1 protein-coding gene is annotated in these 256 nt (G+C 59.4%); it reads left to right on the top strand.

What is annotated here, in order from left to right; genetic code table 11:
• Window positions 1-256, top strand: a 256-nt coding sequence (locus tag RYX56_RS26705; protein WP_317124303.1) for an ABC transporter permease, incomplete at both ends; no start/stop codon positions are given.

Genomic DNA, 256 nt, shown 5'->3' with positions numbered 1-256 from the left:
CAGGTGCTGCATCCGGTGATGATGCTGGCCATGCTGGTGCTGATTTCGGTGACCTTCAGCCTGTTCGGCTTCATCATCGGCATCTGGGCCGGTAGTTTCGAACAGCTGAACTTCATCCCCATGCTGATCGTCACGCCCCTGACCTTCCTGGGCGGCTCCTTCTATTCGATCGACATGCTGCCCGAGGGCTGGCGGACCGTGGCCCTGTTCAATCCGGTGGTCTATCTGATCTCGGGCTTCCGCTGGACCTTCTACG

Origin of the sequence: Alkalihalophilus lindianensis, from assembly GCF_032843265.1 — a bacterium.
GTDB lineage: Bacteria > Bacillota > Bacilli > Bacillales > Bacillaceae_D > Alkalihalophilus > Alkalihalophilus lindianensis.
This window is presented reverse-complemented; position numbering and strand designations above follow the sequence as displayed.